16 protein-coding genes and 1 pseudogene are annotated in these 15,334 nt (G+C 38.2%); 15 read left to right on the top strand and 2 right to left on the bottom strand.

Annotated features, from left to right (window positions below):
• Window positions 1-38 precede the first annotated feature (38 nt).
• The 9 genes and pseudogenes from hisG to H9N25_RS03795 all read left to right on the top strand — a co-directional run bounded on the left by hisG (window position 39) and on the right by H9N25_RS03795 (window position 8,804).
• Complete coding sequence (hisG, locus tag H9N25_RS03835) at window positions 39-890, top strand: ATP phosphoribosyltransferase (RefSeq protein ID WP_190328002.1); 852 nt, start codon at window positions 39-41, stop codon at window positions 888-890.
• A gap of 49 nt (window positions 891-939) precedes the next feature.
• Window positions 940-2,219: pseudogene (gene hisD, locus H9N25_RS03830) on the top strand (histidinol dehydrogenase).
• Between the two features lie 117 nt (window positions 2,220-2,336).
• The gene (hisC, locus tag H9N25_RS03825; protein ID WP_167293483.1) at window positions 2,337-3,377 is read left to right on the top strand and encodes a histidinol-phosphate transaminase; all 1,041 of its coding nucleotides are present in this window, start codon (window positions 2,337-2,339) and stop codon (window positions 3,375-3,377) included.
• A 1-nt stretch (window position 3,378) separates the two neighbouring features.
• Window positions 3,379-4,512, top strand: coding sequence for a bifunctional histidinol-phosphatase/imidazoleglycerol-phosphate dehydratase HisB (gene hisB, locus H9N25_RS03820; RefSeq protein WP_190328001.1), 1,134 nt, complete (start codon window positions 3,379-3,381; stop codon window positions 4,510-4,512).
• 199 nt (window positions 4,513-4,711) lie between these two features.
• Complete coding sequence (gene hisH / locus H9N25_RS03815; protein WP_190328000.1) at window positions 4,712-5,305, top strand: imidazole glycerol phosphate synthase subunit HisH; 594 nt, start codon at window positions 4,712-4,714, stop codon at window positions 5,303-5,305.
• Between the two features lies 1 nt (window position 5,306).
• Entirely contained in the window at window positions 5,307-6,056 is a 750-nt protein-coding gene (hisA, locus tag H9N25_RS03810) for a 1-(5-phosphoribosyl)-5-[(5-phosphoribosylamino)methylideneamino]imidazole-4-carboxamide isomerase (RefSeq protein WP_167293480.1), read from the top strand.
• Between the two features lie 304 nt (window positions 6,057-6,360).
• Window positions 6,361-7,116: an imidazole glycerol phosphate synthase subunit HisF gene (hisF, locus tag H9N25_RS03805; protein ID WP_190327999.1), complete on the top strand. Its 756-nt coding sequence runs from the start codon at window positions 6,361-6,363 to the stop codon at window positions 7,114-7,116.
• 107 nt (window positions 7,117-7,223) lie between these two features.
• The gene (gene hisIE, locus H9N25_RS03800) at window positions 7,224-7,826 is read left to right on the top strand and encodes a bifunctional phosphoribosyl-AMP cyclohydrolase/phosphoribosyl-ATP diphosphatase HisIE (RefSeq protein WP_190327998.1); all 603 of its coding nucleotides are present in this window, start codon (window positions 7,224-7,226) and stop codon (window positions 7,824-7,826) included.
• 78 nt (window positions 7,827-7,904) lie between these two features.
• Window positions 7,905-8,804 carry a WD40 repeat domain-containing protein gene (locus tag H9N25_RS03795; protein ID WP_190327997.1) on the top strand — a complete coding sequence of 300 codons (900 nt, stop codon included), beginning with the start codon at window positions 7,905-7,907 and terminating at the stop codon, window positions 8,802-8,804.
• 135 nt (window positions 8,805-8,939) lie between these two features.
• On the opposite strand, the gene H9N25_RS03790 is transcribed toward H9N25_RS03795, so the two are convergent.
• Window positions 8,940-9,725, bottom strand: coding sequence for a C40 family peptidase (locus tag H9N25_RS03790; RefSeq protein ID WP_190327996.1), 786 nt, complete (start codon window positions 9,723-9,725; stop codon window positions 8,940-8,942).
• Window positions 9,726-9,835: 110 nt separating this feature from the next.
• Here H9N25_RS03790 and H9N25_RS03785 point away from each other — a divergent pair, with 110 nt between their 5' ends.
• Window positions 9,836-10,285: a universal stress protein gene (locus H9N25_RS03785; protein WP_057932517.1), complete on the top strand. Its 450-nt coding sequence runs from the start codon at window positions 9,836-9,838 to the stop codon at window positions 10,283-10,285.
• Between the two features lie 23 nt (window positions 10,286-10,308).
• Entirely contained in the window at window positions 10,309-10,899 is a 591-nt protein-coding gene (locus H9N25_RS03780; protein ID WP_190327995.1) for a P-loop NTPase family protein, read from the top strand.
• Window positions 10,900-10,902: 3 nt separating this feature from the next.
• Here the strand turns inward: H9N25_RS03780 and H9N25_RS03775 are convergent, their stop codons facing one another.
• Entirely contained in the window at window positions 10,903-11,253 is a 351-nt protein-coding gene (locus tag H9N25_RS03775; RefSeq protein WP_025143125.1) for a 4Fe-4S dicluster domain-containing protein, read from the bottom strand.
• 78 nt (window positions 11,254-11,331) lie between these two features.
• Between H9N25_RS03775 and H9N25_RS03770 the strand changes: the two genes are divergently transcribed.
• From H9N25_RS03770 to H9N25_RS03755, 4 genes are all read left to right on the top strand, one after another.
• Window positions 11,332-12,348 carry an acyl-CoA reductase gene (locus H9N25_RS03770; protein WP_190327994.1) on the top strand — a complete coding sequence of 339 codons (1,017 nt, stop codon included), beginning with the start codon at window positions 11,332-11,334 and terminating at the stop codon, window positions 12,346-12,348.
• A gap of 78 nt (window positions 12,349-12,426) precedes the next feature.
• Window positions 12,427-14,373, top strand: coding sequence for a gliding motility-associated C-terminal domain-containing protein (locus tag H9N25_RS03765; protein WP_190327993.1), 1,947 nt, complete (start codon window positions 12,427-12,429; stop codon window positions 14,371-14,373).
• 51 nt (window positions 14,374-14,424) lie between these two features.
• The gene (locus H9N25_RS03760; protein ID WP_057932355.1) at window positions 14,425-14,628 is read left to right on the top strand and encodes a hypothetical protein; all 204 of its coding nucleotides are present in this window, start codon (window positions 14,425-14,427) and stop codon (window positions 14,626-14,628) included.
• Between the two features lies 1 nt (window position 14,629).
• Window positions 14,630-15,313 carry a cell division ATP-binding protein FtsE gene (locus H9N25_RS03755; RefSeq protein ID WP_190327992.1) on the top strand — a complete coding sequence of 228 codons (684 nt, stop codon included), beginning with the start codon at window positions 14,630-14,632 and terminating at the stop codon, window positions 15,311-15,313.
• Window positions 15,314-15,334: the final 21 nt, after the last annotated feature.

The following is a 15,334-nucleotide window of genomic DNA, read 5'->3' as shown; positions in this document are numbered from 1 at the left end:
CCGTAAAATAATTTCTTGTTCACTCTATATTCAATACTTTGAAAACACTTAAAATCGCTATCCAGAAATCGGGTAGGTTAAACGAAAAATCTGTAGAAATACTTAAAAACTGTGGTTTATCTTTCGAAAACTACAAAAGCTCTCTCATCTCAACCGTTACCAATTTTCCTTTAGAAATTCTTTTCCTTCGGGATGATGATATTCCTGAATATGTGCAGGATGGCATTGCCGATTTGGGTATTGTTGGAGAAAACGTAATTGTAGAAACCAAGGCCGAGGTAGATTATCTTCAAAAATTAGGCTTCGGGAAATGCACCTTAAAAATCGCTGTTCAGGCTACCAGTAATATCCAAAAACTGGAAGAGTTAAATGGCAAAGCGATTGCTACTTCTTACCCGGTAATCCTCGAAAAATTCTTACGGGAAAAAGGTATAAAATCTGATATCAGAATCATTTCCGGATCGGTAGAAATTGGTCCGGGCTTAGGTTTAAGTGATGCCATTTTTGATATCGTATCAACAGGTGGAACATTAAAGAGCAATGGACTAAAACCATTCGCTGATGTAATGCAATCTGAAGCTGTTTTAATCGGAAACAAATCGATAGCTGATAATCCAGAAGTTGCAGAATTACTTCAACGTATCCGCTCTGTACTCAGTGCAAAATCTAACAAATACGTGGTACTAAATGTATCAAAAGATAACCTTCAAAAAGTAGTCGATTTACTTCCAGGAGTAAAAAGTCCAACCGTGGTTCCGCTCTTCGAACCGAACTGGGTGGCTGTTCACTCTGTAATTGCCGAGGAAGATTTCTGGGATAAAATAAACAGTTTAAAAGCAGCAGGTGCCGAAGGTATTTTGGTAATGCCAATCGAGAAAATAATCAAGTAAAATCGTTTAAATTCACATTAACTATTAGTTAATTTAAAATTATAAAACATTGAAAATCTACAATTATACAGATTTATCTAAATCAAAAATTGAAGAACTTTGTTCGAGGCAAATTGAAGACGATAAACTGGTTGAAGAACGGGTAACCGACATCATCAGCACCGTAAAAAAAGATGGCGATCAGGCTCTTTTCAACTTCGCAAAAGCATTTGATAAAGTTGATTTGGAGAAGCTGTTTTTAGATGCAGAAGAATTAAAAGCAATTGCATCTACCATCCCTGCCAAAGCAAAAAAAGCGATTGATACGGCTTACCAAAACATCAAGACTTTTCACCAGTCGCAGTTAAAAACTGAAGATAAAATCGAAACGATGCCAGGTGTTGTTTGCTGGCGGGAATCGAGGGCGATTGAAAAAGTAGGGCTTTATATCCCCGGGGGAACTGCCGTTTTACCGAGCACTTTTTTAATGCTTGCCACTCCAGCAATGATTGCCGGTTGTAAAGAAATTGTGGTATGTTCTCCTCCACAAAGTGATGGCAAAACCAATTGTTATTTAGCTTACTGTGCAGTACTGCTGGGTATCGAAAAAATATTCTTGATTGGGGGGCACAAGCTGTTGCTGCAATGGCTTTCGGAACGGAAAGTGTACCACAGGTGTATAAGATCTTTGGCCCTGGCAACCGTTATGTAACTATAGCAAAAACAATGGTTCAGAACAACGTTGCGATTGATATGCCCGCAGGGCCATCAGAGGTACTGGTCATCGCTGATGAGACTGCCAATCCGTCATTTATTGCTGCAGACCTACTTGCGCAAGCAGAACATGGCACTGATAGTCAGGCTATTTTATTGGCTACTTCAAATCAGATCATTGCTGATACGTTAAAAGAAATTGAAAATCAACTTGCTATCCTCCCACGCAAGGAGATAGCGGCTAAAGCAATAGCCAATTCTTATGCAGTTTTTGCTGAAAACCTGAATGAGGCCATGCAATTTTCAAACGAATATGCGCCTGAGCACCTCATATTGGCTACTGAGCATACTAAAAGCCTTATTCCATTGATTATCAATGCTGGATCAGTGTTTTTAGGCAACCTTACACCAGAAAGTGTTGGCGATTATGCCTCTGGAACCAACCATACTTTACCAACCAGTGGCTTCGCAAAAGCTTATTCGGGCGTATCAACTGATGCTTTTTTGAAAAAAATCACTTTTCAGCATTTATCCCGCGAAGGATTAAATAACATTGGTGCAACAGTTGAGATCCTTGCGGAAGCGGAAGGCCTTGAAGCGCATAAGAATGCGGTAAGCATTAGATTGAAGAATTAAATTTAGATAACATCTATAGTGAGATCTGTCATGCTGAATTCATTTCAGCATCTACATAATAAAAAAAGACCCTGATCCGATAGCTATCAGATCAGGGTGACGAATAAAAATATTAAAATGGACATTAACGATTTAGTAAGAGAAAATATAAAAAACCTTCGCCCCTACTCTACCGCAAGGGACGAATTTAAAGGTCAGGCATCTGTTTTTTTGGATGCAAATGAGAACAGTTATGGCTCGCCATTGCCGGCAAATTATAACCGTTATCCTGATCCATTGCAACTCGATTTAAAAGATGCAATCAGTAAAATAAAAGGTGTACCGATTGAGAATACTTTTTTAGGAAACGGTAGCGATGAAGCGATTGATTTATTATTTCGCGCATTCTGTAATCCTGGAAAAGACAACGTAATTGTGCTGCCACCAACCTATGGCATGTATGAAGTTTCGGCGAATATAAATGATGTAGAAATACGCAAAGTTAACCTGCTTCCGAACTTCCAATTGGACATGGAAAAGATCGCAGAAACGATTGATAAAAACACGAAATTAATCTTCATCTGTTCGCCAAATAATCCGACCGGAAATTCAATAAACCGTGAAGATATTGAAACCATTTTAGCCAACTTTAATGGCATCGTTGTAGTAGATGAAGCCTATATTAATTACGCTCGCCAGAAGACCTTTATTCAGGAGTTAACCGAGTACGGAAACCTGGTTGTTTTGCAAACTTTTTCGAAGGCCTGGGGGCTTGCCGCTTTACGTTTAGGCATGGCATTTTCTTCAACAAAAGTGATCGATGTTTTGAACAAAATTAAGCCACCTTACAACATCAATCAGGCGACTCAGGATTTAGCATTTGAAGCCTTAAAAAATATCGCGCAGGTTAACGATTGGATTAAAGAATCTGTTGCAGAAAGAGACCGTTTAAGCAAGGCTTTAACCGCACTAAATATTGTTAAAAAAGTATATCCTTCTGATGCTAATTTTATCCTGACAGAAGTTACCGATGCTTTAAAAATTTACGATACTTTGGTTGATCAGGGCATCATTGTCCGCGACCGTTCTAAAGTAACTTTGTGTGAAGGATGTTTAAGGATTACCGTGGGCACAAAAGAAGAAAACGACAAACTATTAACTGTTCTAGAAAATTTTTAAGATGAAAAAAGTATTGTTTATAGACCGCGATGGAACGTTAAATATCGAGCCGGATGATGAACAGGTAGATAGTTTTGCAAAGCTTAAATTTTATCCACGCTCATTATATTATTTATCGAAAATTGCAGCTGAACTGGATTACGAACTGGTAATGGTTACCAATCAGGACGGCTTGGGGACACCTTCAAATCCTGAAGAAAATTTCTGGCCGATCCACAATTTTATGCTGGATACTTTTGAAGGCGAAGGTGTTCATTTTAGTGAAATTGTAATTGATAGAACTTTTGCAAAAGACAATGCCCCTACCCGTAAACCCGGCACTGCTTTATTAACAAAGTACTTCAGCAAGGATTATGACCTGAAAAACTCTTTCGTAATCGGCGATCGTTTAAACGATGTGGTTTTGGCTAAAAATTTAGGTGCCAAAGCAATTTTTCTTCGTCAGAATGATGCCTTGGGTTCGACTGAAGCATTGGATAAACACGAAACTTTGTTGGATGTGATTATTCTGGAAACCAAGAAGTGGGAAGATATCTACAACTTGCTCAAAGCAGGAAGCAGAAAAATTCACCACGAACGCAAAACCAACGAAACCGACATTACCATTAACCTTGATCTGGATGGAACCGGAAAAGTCAAAATCGAAACAGGATTAAACTTCTTTGATCATATGCTTGATCAGATTGCCAGACATGGAAGTATAGATTTAGAGGTAATTGCAAAAGGCGACTTACATATAGACGAGCACCACACGATAGAAGATACCGGTATTGCCTTAGGCGAAGCCTTTGCCAAAGGATTAGGCAATAAACTAGGCATTGAAAGGTATGGTTTTTGCTTACCAATGGATGATTGTTTGGCACAGGTTGCCATCGATTTTGGAGGAAGAAACTGGATTGTTTGGGATGCTGAATTTAAACGTGAAAAAGTTGGTGATATGCCTACAGAAATGTTTTACCACTTCTTTAAATCGTTCAGTGATGCCGCAAAATGCAATTTGAACGTAAAAGCAGAAGGTGATAACGAACACCATAAAATTGAAGCTATTTTTAAAGCATTTGCAAAAGCAATTAAAATGGCAATCAAACGCGATGCCGAGAAAATGGTTTTGCCAAGCACAAAGGGGCTATTGTAAGAAAATTGGAAGGCTGAAAGGTTTAAGGCGGAGGGTTTTAACGCCCATCCGCTGTTAATAAACCCGATAGAGCGGAATAGCCCGCATCCCGATTCTTCATCGGGAGAGGACTATAAGCGATAGCGGGACTACAGCACCTTTGAAAAACTGGCATTCATTTTCAAACCCTTATTAAATAAAAGAATCAGCGTTATTAATTATGATTGGAATAGTAAATTACGGAGCAGGCAATATTTTCTCCCTTACCGCAGCATTAGACCGCTTAAACGTAACCTACGGCATGGTAAACTCCGAAAATGACCTCGAAAAATATAGCCACATCATCATTCCTGGTGTTGGCCATGCAGGTGCCGCCATGGAAAAACTAAAAGGAACAGGGTTAGTTGAAGCCATTAAAAAACTAACAAAACCCGTTCTTGGCATCTGTGTGGGCATGCAGCTCATTACCGAACATTCGGAAGAGGGCGATGCAGCGCTTTTAAATATCGTTCCGGTTAAAACCAAAAAATTCGATAAGTCTCTGAATATCAAAATACCACACATGGGATGGAATGCAGTGAACCCGAAAAACAATTCGCTATTTGAAGGTGTTGAAGATAATACACAATTTTACTTTGTGCATTCGTACTTTATTGAATATAACCCTACTTTTGACATCGCATCTGCTGATTATGGTTTAAAGTTTTCGGCAGCGGTACAAAAAGATAATTTTTTCGGCGTTCAGTTCCACCCCGAAAAATCGGGAAAAGCCGGCGAACTAGTATTAAAAAATTTTTCAAACTTAAGCTTATAAAATGTACATAATACCTGCTATTGATATTTTGGACGGAAAAGTTGTCCGTCTTCGTGAAGGCGATTACAACCAAAAAACGGAATATGACGTTTCAATCCCCGAAATGATAGAAAAATACCGTTCAAATGGTACAGATTTCATTCATATTATTGATTTAAACGGAGCCAAAGGTGATTTTAGTAATCAAAAAGCACTTTTTGAGATTATTAAAAAAACCGAAATGAAAGTGCAGTACGGTGGGGGTATCAGAACCATTGAGCAGGTTACCAATTTGCTTGATGCCGGCATCCACCGCGTAATTGTAGGTACACAGGCCATTACCAATCCTGATTTCTTACCTCAATTAAGCGAAGCTTTCGCTAAAAAAGACGATTACGCCAACCGCATTGTAATTGCAATCGATGTTTTGGATGAAGTAATTAAATATTCTGGCTGGATGGAAAGCTCACCAATTAAACTGATGGATTATGTTGACAAATGTCTTTCACTGGGCTTTTTCCGCTTCTTATGCACCGATATCAGCAAAGATGGAAAATTAGGCGGTGCAGCAATAGATTTATACCAAAAACTGCTCGAACACTCTCCTATGATTAAACTGATTGCTTCAGGTGGTGTAAGTTCGATGCAGGATATTTATGACCTAGCTAAATATCCAATTAGAAGTGTGGTGGTTGGAAAAGCAATTTACGAAGACCGCATTACCATCGAAGAAATTAAAGAGTGGAATTTGAAGGCATTGAGTTCAATTTAAAATCAGTTGGAATCAAAGAAAACATTTATTGCGGGAGTAGTTATAACTTTACTAGGAATAGGAATGCTGCTGTGGGGCGTGCATATGTTCACTTATAGAGGTGATGTTACGGAATTAATGTCCATAACTGGAGAATATTCGTTTCTATTCTGCATTCCTGTTTTCTTAATTGGAATAGTTCTCACAATAATTGGATTAGTAAAAAGATAAAAATAATACCCGTCATTACGAGCTACGAAACAATCTTAATGCTTTAGTATCGTTGTAGGATTGCTTCGTGCAATGGCGAAACCCAGACAAACAAATGCTTTCAAAAAGAATAATTCCTTGTTTAGATGTAAAAGACGGCCGCACGGTAAAGGGCGTAAACTTTGTTGACTTACGTGATGCTGGTGATCCTGTTGAATTAGCGGCACAATATGCGCAGCAAGGTGCCGACGAATTGGTTTTCCTGGATATTACGGCTACCCACGAGCGTCGTAAAACGATGATTGAAATGGTTAAATCGGTTGCTCGTCAATTAAATATTCCTTTTACCATTGGTGGTGGAATAACAGAAATTGCAGATGCTGATGCGTTATTAAACGCAGGTGCGGATAAAATCAGCATCAATTCGGCAGCAGTTCGGAACCCTAAATTAATAGAAGATCTGGCTAAAACCTTTGGGGTGCAGTTTGTGGTTTTGGCAGTCGACACCAAATATGTAAACGGTAAAAATATGGTCCACCTAAATGGAGGAAGACTAATTACCGAACTTGAAACCGAAAACTGGATTAAACAGGCAGAAGATTTAGGTGCAGGAGAGATTTTGTTAACTTCGATGGACCACGATGGCACCAAAGCAGGTTTTGATTGTGGGTTGTTCAGTAAAGTAAACCAAATGATCAATATCCCGATTATCGCATCAGGCGGAGCGGGTAGTATGGCGCATTTTACTGAAGTTTTTCAAAAAGCCAATGTTGATGCCGCACTTGCAGCTTCGGTATTTCATTACGGTGAAATTTTGATACCAGATTTAAAACAGGAATTGAAAAGAAACAATATTCCTGTTAGAATATAATAATACACTCGTCATTGCGAGGCACGAAGCAATCCTAAAGCTATGGGTTCGAAAGCCTGCACAATAAGATTGCTTCGTGCCTCGCAATGACGAAAACATGATAAAAAATGAATATCGATATATCAACCCTTGATTGGGATAAAACAGCAGGCTTACTCCCTGTAATTATTCAGGATTACAAAACTTTAGAGGTTTTAATGCTGGGTTATATGAATGCTGAAGCATTGGAGAAAACGCAGGCCGAAGGCAAAGTAACTTTCTTTTCGCGTTCTAAAAACCGCCTTTGGACAAAAGGTGAAACCAGCAATAACTTTTTGTTTGTTAAAGAACTTTTTGTAGACTGTGATAACGACACCATTCTAATCAAAACGGATGCCGTTGGCCCAACCTGCCATACCGGTAGCCGTAGCTGTTTTAAAACAGACTTCAATCAGAATTTTATTTTCGAGCTGGAAAATATCATTAACGATCGATATGAAAACCCGGTTGAGGGCTCTTACATCAACAAAATGCGTGGCAAAGGTTTAAACAAAATTGCACAAAAAGTTGGCGAAGAAGGAGTTGAAACCGTAATCGCAGCACTTGCCGAATCGGAAGAAGAACTCATCGGAGAAGCATCAGATCTTGTTTTCCACCTATTGTTTTTATTGAAAGAAAAAGGTTTATCGATTCAGGATATTGCTAAAAATTTAGAGAAAAGACATCAATAAGGTTAAGGTTTAGAGGTTAGCGTATAAGGCAATTGCCTAACCTTCCAACCTAAACCCTAACCCCTAATCCTGACCTTCATGCTCAAACACCTACAAACCCTTCCTGGTCACCAAAACCCTATATATGCATTATCCAATTCGGATGAGGATGGTATTTTTTTTAGCGCAGGAAACGATAAAGGCGTTGTAGAATGGTCGTTACATACGATGGCTTTTGTAAAGGTTAAAATGCCGGTACAGAGCTCGGTATATTGTTTACACTATTACAATAAACAACTATTTATCGGTGAACGCAGTGGTGCGTTTAGCGTTTACGATTTTAATGATCAGAAAGTAATTGCAAGGATCAATGCCCATACTAAACCCATTTTCAATATACAAACCGTAAAGGGTAAAAATGAACTTCTAACCACTGGCGAAGATGGAACGGTTGCGGTTTGGTCGTTAGTAGATTTTACAGAGATTTATCGTTTTCAGGTAGCTTACGATACGGTTAGGGCCATTGCAATTGCGCCTAACGAAAGTGAAGTGGCCTTTGGTTGTAAAGATCACTTAATCAGGATTTATAACCTTGCTGATTATGGCCTCAAACAATCTCTCGAAGGACATTCATTACCTGTTACTTCTTTGGCATATCATCCCACAGGCAAATACCTCATTTCGGGCAGCAGGGATGCGCAGCTAAAAATATGGGATCTGCCAAACTATGAACTTAGGGAAACCGTTCCGGCACATATGTTTACCGTTTACGATATAGCCTTTCACCCTAGCCTTCCTTATTTCGCTACAAGCAGTCAGGATAAAAGTATCAAACTCTGGGATGCGGAGAATTTTAAACTGTATAAGATTTTAAGTCTAGAAAAAGCAGGTACCGGCCATACCCACTCCATCAATAAGATTATATGGAGCCATGATGGTAAATACCTCATTTCTACAGGAGATGATAGGCAGGTGATGGTCTGGGAAATGGAAAGTTAGTTTTTATAGGAATAAGCTGTCGTCATGCTGAATTTAGTTCAGCATCTTTCTTGATATAATAAAAATCCTGAAATGAATTTACTGCGTAGCTTTTCGCTGCGCTACAGGTCAGGGTAATGCTCGCTTTCATAACTATTATTCCACAAAACGTTTGATAATTCTCAGCTTGTGCGAATATTTACCCAATTCTTTATTAAAAATCCCCTGATCATCAATCGGGTCAATTTTTACTTTGGCTGATGAATGGATAATTTCATTAGGGCTCAACATAATGCCTACATGGGTAATTTTGCCTTCATCGTTATCAAAAAAAGCAACGTCACCAGCCCTACATTCAGCTAAAAAACCAACCAGCTCACCTTGTTCGGCCTGTTGTGAAGCATCACGATTTAACTTAATGCCCAACATTTTAAATACGGTTTGTACAAAACCAGAGCAATCGAAGCCAAACAAATGTCTTCCACCCCATAGGTACGGGATATTTTGAAAAAATTTTGCAGTTTCAGTAACTTTATCAGTAAAATCTACAGTACTATTATCGTATGCTTCAAAATTTAACTTAAACTTTTCTTCACCTGCGTAACAAAAACCATCTTTTAAAAAAGGAAGGTTACTCGCCGGACTTAAATGATATGAACTTCCATCGGCTGCTGTTAGTACATTATTGAAGCTTAATGGAGCAAGCAATTTACAATCGTGCATTTCTGCAAATTGGTTTTGAGTAATCGGGGCCAACTGCCTGAAATCCATCCAGCCTTCATACCCATCATATCCATTTTGAATGAGCCACCAGCGGTCTTCCTTCTGAATAACTTCAACATGATCGCCGAATAAAAGTTGCGAAACAATTTCTGCTCTATCTGATGCATCTGCTCTTAAGGGTGCTACAGCAACCCTACAAATACCGTATTGATTTTCCATTTAAATGTGCTCGTGAAACTATTGTAAAACTAATAAAATACATCCATTGCCTAACATTTTGCCTACAAATTTGTTATTTTTATGATGATTACCTTTTAAATAAGCTCGCCATGAATTTTAAAAAGATATTAATTGCCGTTGATAATAGTACCTGCTCAGAAAAAGCGGCAAAAGCCGGTTACGACATGGCTGAAAAATTTGGAGCAGAAGTAGCATTGGTTAATATTATCGAGCCTATCCCAGCCAATGTAAATCCCGATTTAACATTGGCACCCGTATTTCTAGAAACTTACGATAACAGCGAAGAAAACAGCCACATTTTGCTCAAAGAAATGGAGACGAAATATAGCAAAGGTGCAAAAACCACTTATTTAAGTGTTGTTGATACCGCTGCCCATGGTATTATCCAACAATCGGACGAGTGGGGATCTGATTTAATTGTAATAGGCACTTACGGCCGCACAGGATTATACCACTTTTTAATGGGCAGCGTTGCCGAACACGTAGCAAGGAAGTCGGCATGTCCTGTTTTAATTATCCCTAATAAATGCGATGTTTGAGCTAAAATTTCGGTTCATCCCAAATGAAAATTCACATATTCGGAGCTTCTGGTTCAGGCGTAACTACGCTGGGCAAAGCCTTGGCAAAAAAATTAAACATCCCTTATTTTGATAGTGATCAATATTTCTGGATACTAACTGATCCTCCATTTACAACAAAACGAAATCCTAAGGAAAGAAATGACCTCATCAAAATAGCTTTAACAGAAAGTGATTATTGGGTTTTTGGTGGCTCAAGTGTGAGTTGGGGCGATGGTATTTTTCCAGAATTTGATCTGATTGTATTTCTTTGGCTTCCACCAGAAGTGAGGTTGAACAGATTAAAAAAAAGAGAATTTGAACGCTATGGATCTGTAATTTATCAGGATCCTGAAAGAATAAAAAAGTATCAGGATTTTATAGAATGGGCAACTAACTATGATATTGATCCGATTAAATCTGGCTTTACAGGCAGATCGTTAAAAGTACATGAGGACTGGATTAAAAATTTAAACAAAGAAATTTTACAGATTAGAGGTGATTTTACTGTTGAAGAAAGAATAAAAAAAATTACAGACTATCTAGAAACGAAAAAAGGCACCAATGGTGCCTTTAATACTGTAAATATTTTATAAAGCTTATCCTTCCTGGTGTAACCAAGCTTTCTTAGCTAACAATTCTTCTTCGGTTTCGCGAATATCTTCGTCATCCACACAACAATCTACCGGACACACTGCCGCACACTGAGGTTCGTCATGAAAACCCTTACACTCTGTACACTTATCGGATACAATATAATAAACTTCATCCGAAACCGCTTCTTGAGCCGCATCAGCTTCAATTTGTTGATTACCAAAATCAATGATACCATTTAAATTTGTACCATCAGAAAAACGCCATGCAGTACCGGCATCGTAAATTGCGTTATTAGGACATTCTGGTTCGCAAGCCCCACAATTTATACACTCATCTGTTATTTTAATCGCCATGTTTTCGTCTAATTCTTTTGCTTAGTTTACCTTTGCGCTGCAAATATAATATATAATCACTTAATAATAATTCTAAATATGTCAGCATTAACTCAAGAAAAAGCAATAATCGCGTTCAACAAACTAGGTAAATTGCTTACAAACCCTACTGACATACTAGGAAATGCATTTTATAGTGCCGAAAGTGCTAATGCATGGTTTACTGCAGAAAACATAAAAAAATCTATTTTATCTTTTGCTGAAGTGTTAAATGAGGCTGATTTGGCCATTTGGTTCGAATCGGTTAAGTTTAGTACATCACCTAAAAAGGTTGGTTTAATCCTGGCAGGAAACATACCACTGGTGGGTTTACATGATGTTTTATGTGTATTGGCCACCGGTAATATTGCTTTAATCAAACTTTCTTCGGCTGATGATAAATTAATTAAAGCCGTAATTGCCGAACTGATTAAAATAGAACCTGCTTTTGATGATAAAATAGAGTATGTTGAGCGTTTAAAAGATTTTGACGCCGTTATTGCAACAGGAAGCAACAATTCATCACGCTATTTTGACTACTATTTTAGCAAGGTACCCAACATTATCAGGAAAAACAGAAATAGTGTAGCAGTTTTAGATGGTTCGGAAAGTTTCGAGGATATTCAAAACCTGGGTAACGATATTTTTGATTATTTTGGCCTAGGCTGTAGAAATGTATCTAAAATATATTTCCCAAAAGGATATGATATTGCGAATTTTTATGAAGGTATAGAAAGTTTTCAGCCTATTATCAACCACTTTAAATACAATAACAATTACGATTACAATAAATCTATCTATCTGGTTAATGCGGCCAAACATTTCGATAACGGCTTTTTGTTATTAAAAGGAGATGAAAGCTTTACATCGCCTTTGGCTGTTCTCTTTTACGAAGAATATAATAAGCTCCAAGAAGTAGAAGATAAATTAAGGGAAAATTCAGAAAACATTCAGTGTATCATTACCAAATCGCCTTTAAGTTTCAACACTTTCAGCTTTGGCCAAAGCCAGCATCCCAAACTTTGGGATTATGCAGATAATGTAAATACTGTAGAGTTTTTGAATGGGTTAAACTAATATTGGCCAGTAACTTTGCTCATTCATAGTAATTTAGATTCTAAATTTATTTAATATTGCATAAACCTGAGCCAGTAAATGCACTCTCTATTAAAAGCGTTATTTTTTCTTTCTATCTTCTTGTTTGCAAATTTAGCAAAAGCACAACTTTGTAGTGGAACTTTCGGACAACCACTCATTAGTCAAACCTTTGGACAGGGAAATAGTACAGATAATTGGTATGGCCCATTGGCGCAGTATGCACCAGGCGCTTCTACTTATACAACTTTTGTTGGTCCTCCGGGAGTAAGCCCACGTAATTTAACGGCCAACCAATCGGGTTTGGTTAAAACGCCAGCTACACCAGGCAATCCATATCCTATTTACTGGCAGCCACATGCTGATCATACCGGAGATCCTAATGGTTTGATGCTTTTAATTGATGGTATAGCAACTCGAACTGTATTTTTTGAGCAGCGAATGGATAATTTATGCCCAAATACCACTTTACGTTTATCTATTTGGGTATTAAATGCAAATTCGCCGGCTGCCAATGCCCAACCCCCAAACATGATCTTGCGTATAACCGATCCCAATAATAATATATTAGGCGAAAAACCAACTGAAAATGTACCCGCAGATGGAACATGGCATAAATATTCCGTTGATTTTAGTAATAGCAATAGCTCAACTGTAATCTTACAGTTAGTTAATAACACACCAACAAATAGTGGTAATGATTTTGCTTTGGATGACATCACCGTACAAGCTTGCGGTCCAGCTATCGCTCCATTTTTCAACACGAATGCCCCTTTATTAAACATGTGTGAGGGTAATACCAGCAATTTCGTTTTAGATGCAAATATTACCGCAGGATATACAAACGCAGTTTACCAATGGCAGGAAAATACAGGTAGCGGCTGGACTGACATTGCTGGCAAAACAACGAAACAAGCTGCTATAGATTTTTCAAATCGCATAGCTGGCACTTATCAATATCGGTTAATTACGGCTATGAATGGCAATATCGATAGAACTTACTGCAGGGCAGTATCGGAGCCAATAAAGGTTACAGTAAATCCATTGCCAACGGCTTCGGCAGAAAATTCTGGACCAGTTTGTATTGGTAATAACATTCAGTTAAATGCATCTGGCGGAACAAGTTACAACTGGACGGGCCCGAATCAATTTAGTTCAACAGATAAAAGTCCATCTATCCCCAATGCTACTAAAGCGATGGAAGGTACTTATACCGTTCAGGTGACTGCAAATGGATGTACATTCCCTGCAACAACAACAATTGAGATTTTAGATCCAATAATTCCGATAACCAATATCCAAAGCGCAACCATTTGTGAAGGTAAATCGGTTCAATTAGAAGCATCGGGTGGCTCTACCTATCTTTGGAGCCCATCAAAAGGTCTGTCAGATCCTCAAATCGCTAACCCAATCGCCTCACCAACTGAAACCACGACATATACTGTCCAGGTTTCTAATGGAAGATGTTCAGCAGATGCAGAAATCACCGTCAATGTGAATAAAAATGTAATGGCCGATGCAGGTGCGGATCAAACGATCGTTACCGGACAATCAACCATTTTAAACGGTAAAGTGAGTGGAGATGATTTTACCTATTTCTGGACGCCATCAGATTATCTCGACAATCCTACCAAACTCAATCCAATTGCTACACCAACTGAAGACATTACCTATACTTTACATGCCAGCTCAAATTTAGGCTGTAACAGCAGCAGTGACGAAGTTTTCATCAAGGTTTATCCAAAAGTTGTTATCCCCAATACCTTTACACCAAATGGCGATAATGTAAACGATACCTGGAATATTCCATCCATCGCCTCTTTCCCAGGATCTATTGTTAAAATAACCAATAGATATGGCCAGCTTGTTTATCAAAGTAACGGAACTTTTAAAGCCTGGGATGGCAAAATGAACGGGAAAGATCTTCCATCAGCCATATATTATTACAGCATTTATTTAAACAAAGATTTTAAAACCTATACTGGCTGGGTAATGTTGATGAGATAAAAAGGACTTCATTCTTTCGCTTATCATTTGGAAATGCTATTTTTGGACACAATGTATATCGTTAAAGTTAAAGGCATAGCCAAAATTCCAGATTACGTGCAGTTAAGAGATGACAAGTTTACACTTTTAGCCTATTTTAGGGTTGATAGACCTGATAAATCGCTGGAAAAACTCGGACTTGGAGACAAGCAAGAATACATTATGGAAATGGTTAAAGATTTGCCTTTCGGGCAGATTGCAAAATTAGAAATATAAAATGGCAGGCAATTCAGTAATTCATTTAAGCAATGTTGATGTTTTTCAGCAGAAACATCTAGTCCTCTCAAACGTAAATTTACATATCGAAAAGGATGAATTTGTATTCCTTATCGGACAAACAGGTTCAGGTAAGAGCAGTTTGCTTAAGATATTATATGGCGACTTACACATTGGCAATGGCGAAGGCAATATTGCTGGTTTCGACCTTAAAAACCTAAAAGAAAGTCAGGTGCCGTTTTTACGCCGTAAACTGGGTGTAGTTTTTCAGGATTTTCAATTGCTTACCGATAGAACTATTGAAAAAAATCTCGAATTTGTGCTTAAAGCAACAGGCTGGAAAGATGAAAAACTAATTAACGAACGCATTAAAGATGTTTTAGACAAAGTTGGTTTGCGTTCTAAAATCAAAAAAATGCCACACGAAATTTCTGGTGGTGAGCAGCAGCGTATTGTTATTGCCAGGGCTTTATTAAATGATCCAGAGATAATCTTAGCTGATGAGCCAACCGGGAATTTAGATCCGGAAACATCAGAAGAAATTGTAACCCTTTTAAAACAGATTAGCCAGGCCGGAACTGCTGTATTAATGGCCACACACGATTACCATATCATCCGTACTTTCCCTTCGCGCATTATTAAATGTGAGAATGGAATTGTGCACGAAGATGCACAAATTGTATAAAAAATTCTGACATCCGTCAGC

Origin of the sequence: Pedobacter riviphilus, from assembly GCF_014692875.1 — a bacterium.
Taxonomy (GTDB): Bacteria; Bacteroidota; Bacteroidia; order Sphingobacteriales; family Sphingobacteriaceae; genus Pedobacter; species Pedobacter riviphilus.
The sequence above is the reverse complement of the archived record's forward strand: the minus strand, read 5'-3'. Positions and strand labels throughout refer to the sequence as shown.

Coding starts and splice junctions, on each gene's coding strand:
- H9N25_RS03755 (WP_190327992.1), top strand. CDS start 14,630: ATGGCAGGCAATTCAGTAATTCATTTAAGCAATGTTGATGTTTTTCAG.
- H9N25_RS03775 (WP_025143125.1), bottom strand. CDS start 11,253: ATGGCGATTAAAATAACAGATGAGTGTATAAATTGTGGGGCTTGCGAA.
- H9N25_RS03765 (WP_190327993.1), top strand. CDS start 12,427: ATGCACTCTCTATTAAAAGCGTTATTTTTTCTTTCTATCTTCTTGTTT.
- hisIE (WP_190327998.1), top strand. CDS start 7,224: ATGAATATCGATATATCAACCCTTGATTGGGATAAAACAGCAGGCTTA.
- H9N25_RS03780 (WP_190327995.1), top strand. CDS start 10,309: ATGAAAATTCACATATTCGGAGCTTCTGGTTCAGGCGTAACTACGCTG.
- hisB (WP_190328001.1), top strand. CDS start 3,379: ATGAAAAAAGTATTGTTTATAGACCGCGATGGAACGTTAAATATCGAG.
- H9N25_RS03785 (WP_057932517.1), top strand. CDS start 9,836: ATGAATTTTAAAAAGATATTAATTGCCGTTGATAATAGTACCTGCTCA.
- hisA (WP_167293480.1), top strand. CDS start 5,307: ATGTACATAATACCTGCTATTGATATTTTGGACGGAAAAGTTGTCCGT.
- H9N25_RS03760 (WP_057932355.1), top strand. CDS start 14,425: ATGTATATCGTTAAAGTTAAAGGCATAGCCAAAATTCCAGATTACGTG.
- hisH (WP_190328000.1), top strand. CDS start 4,712: ATGATTGGAATAGTAAATTACGGAGCAGGCAATATTTTCTCCCTTACC.
- hisF (WP_190327999.1), top strand. CDS start 6,361: ATGCTTTCAAAAAGAATAATTCCTTGTTTAGATGTAAAAGACGGCCGC.
- H9N25_RS03770 (WP_190327994.1), top strand. CDS start 11,332: ATGTCAGCATTAACTCAAGAAAAAGCAATAATCGCGTTCAACAAACTA.
- hisC (WP_167293483.1), top strand. CDS start 2,337: ATGGACATTAACGATTTAGTAAGAGAAAATATAAAAAACCTTCGCCCC.
- H9N25_RS03790 (WP_190327996.1), bottom strand. CDS start 9,725: ATGGAAAATCAATACGGTATTTGTAGGGTTGCTGTAGCACCCTTAAGA.
- H9N25_RS03795 (WP_190327997.1), top strand. CDS start 7,905: ATGCTCAAACACCTACAAACCCTTCCTGGTCACCAAAACCCTATATAT.